We start from the raw sequence: 1,995 nt of genomic DNA, 5'->3' as shown, positions 1-1,995 counted from the left end.
CGGGGTGCCCTCTCTCGTTTGCCTCTGCGCTCCCCCTGCCGACCTATGACGGCGAGAACTCCCGCACCCGCTGCCGCAATGCCGCCTCCTCGGCCAGGGTCATGCCAGCCAGGGGCGTCTGCTCGTTGCTCGCCAGCCACGCCACCAGATCGGCCACCGTCTCCTCCAGCGGCCGGAAGTTCAGGCCGTGAACGATGGCGGCCTCGCCGCTGATGCTGCCATAGCCGGCAAACTCGGCCTGGGTGTTGGGCAGCAGCGTGGGATAACTCTGCCAGGGTTCGACCCCGGCCGCGATCAGGGCGGGCCAGGGGGTCCACTCAGGTTGCAGGGGGGAGGCCGGTATCAGGCGGGCCGCCAGACGCTCCACCCAGTCCACCAGCAAGATGCCGGGCTTGACGAGGTTGAAGCAGCCCTCCAGCCGCTGTTCGGCGGCCCGCAGCACGAACTCGGCGCAATCGCGCACGTCCAGGTATTGCAACCTGTCCTGCCCCTCCCCCGGCAACAGCCAGGATCCTCCTTGTTGCACCCGTTGCACCCACCAGGCCAGGCGGCCGGTCGGGTCGAAGGGGCCGCACAGCACGCCGGGGCGCAGTATGCAGAGCCGCTCGCCCCAGTGGGCCCGATACTCGGTCTCGCACAAAACCTTGAGCGGACCGTAGTCGCTGGCTGACTCGCCGGGGGCCACTTCGTGCAGTGGCGCCGACTCGTCCATCTCTGGCCGGGCGAAGTCCCGATAGACGCTGATGGTGGAGATGAAGATGAGCCGCTCGCAGCGCCCGAGCAGGGCCGTCGAGAGGCTGGCCGCCTGCGCTGGGTCATAGCAGCAGGTGTCTATGGCCAGATCCCAGTGCAGTCCCTCCCCCAGCAAGGGGGCCAGACTCTGATCCCTGTCCCCCTGCAGTTGGGTCAGCTCGCGCCAGTCAGGGTGCTGACGGTGACCCCGATTGAACAGCGTCACCTCATGACCCCAATCCAGGGCCAGCGAGGTGAGGTGGCGGCCCAAAAACCCGGTGCCGCCGATAATAAGCAGTTTCATCCCTGTCTCTCCTGTGCGCCGCTGTGCCATGACCCGGCCAATCCCTTTCCTCCCCCCACCCTACGCAAGTTGGCCCCAGGGCACAGCCTCAGATGCCGCGCTCTGCGACCGGGATCACAGCGGGCGGCAAGGGCTACCTCCTGTGGCGACGCCTGCGTTTTCGGCACGCCTGTGCTACATTGCCGGGGTTTTCAGCCAGGATCCGCCATGAAGTTCGACATCGACACCCTAGGGATCATCCGCTCTCCCTACAAGGAGAAGTTCGCCATCCCCCGCCAGCCCGGCCTGGTCAAATCGGCCCGCGCCCGCCTGGAGCTGCGGCCTCCCTACGATCAGCCGGATGTGCTGCGCGGCATAGAGCAGTTTTCCCACCTCTGGCTCAGCTTCGTGTTTCACCAGACCATGGCCCAGGGCTGGCACCCGACGGTGCGTCCGCCGCGCCTCGGCGGCAACGAGCGGGTCGGGGTCTTTGCCACTCGCTCCACTTTCCGCCCCAATCCCCTCGGCCTCTCCGTGGTCGAGCTGCACGGGGTGGGCCGAGAGCGTGGCAAGCTGTGGCTCGATCTCGGCGCCGTGGACTTGCTGGACGGCACCCCTGTGGTCGACATCAAGCCCTATATTCCCTATGCCGACAGCCTGCCCCACGCCCGGGGCGGCTTCGCCCCCGAGGCCCCCACACCGCCGCTGGCTGTGAGCTTCACCCCGGAGGCGGAGCAGCAGCTCATGCCCTGGCTCAAGGCCCACCCCGAGCTGCGCCAGCTGGTGAGCGAGGTACTGGCCCAGGATCCCCGCCCCGCCTACAAGAAGGGCAAGCCGGACGACAAGGAGTACGGCGTCAGGCTGTTCGACCTCAATGTGCGTTTTCGCATCAGCGAGCCCGACTGCCTGGTGTCGGCCATAGAGCCCGCCTGATCTTCGCCAGCCCAGGCCCATAAAAAAAGGCGCTGTCCCAGTTATGT

General features: G+C 67.2%; 2 protein-coding genes. One reads left to right on the top strand and one right to left on the bottom strand.

The window, feature by feature from the left end; genetic code table 11:
• Positions 1 to 43: 43 nt before the first annotated feature.
• A complete protein-coding gene (locus G4923_RS21135; protein WP_163138203.1) occupies positions 44 to 1,036 on the bottom strand; it encodes an NAD-dependent epimerase/dehydratase family protein in 993 nt (330 codons plus the stop codon).
• A 207-nt stretch (positions 1,037 to 1,243) separates the two neighbouring features.
• On the opposite strand from G4923_RS21135, the gene tsaA reads away from it, so the two are divergent.
• On the top strand, positions 1,244 to 1,948 hold the full coding sequence (gene tsaA / locus G4923_RS21130) for a tRNA (N6-threonylcarbamoyladenosine(37)-N6)-methyltransferase TrmO (protein ID WP_163138202.1): 705 nt from the start codon (positions 1,244 to 1,246) through the stop codon (positions 1,946 to 1,948).
• The last annotated feature ends 47 nt before the right edge of the window (positions 1,949 to 1,995 follow it).

This window comes from Aeromonas rivipollensis (assembly GCF_010974825.1).
GTDB lineage: Bacteria > Pseudomonadota > Gammaproteobacteria > Enterobacterales > Aeromonadaceae > Aeromonas > Aeromonas rivipollensis.
Note: the sequence above shows the minus strand (reverse complement) of the source record. Positions and strands in the feature narration are given on the sequence as shown.

Excerpts from the sequence above, each read along its gene's own strand:
- G4923_RS21135 (WP_163138203.1), bottom strand. The coding sequence starts at position 1,036 with ATGAAACTGCTTATTATCGGCGGCACCGGGTTTTTGGGCCGCCACCTC.
- tsaA (WP_163138202.1), top strand. The coding sequence starts at position 1,244 with ATGAAGTTCGACATCGACACCCTAGGGATCATCCGCTCTCCCTACAAG.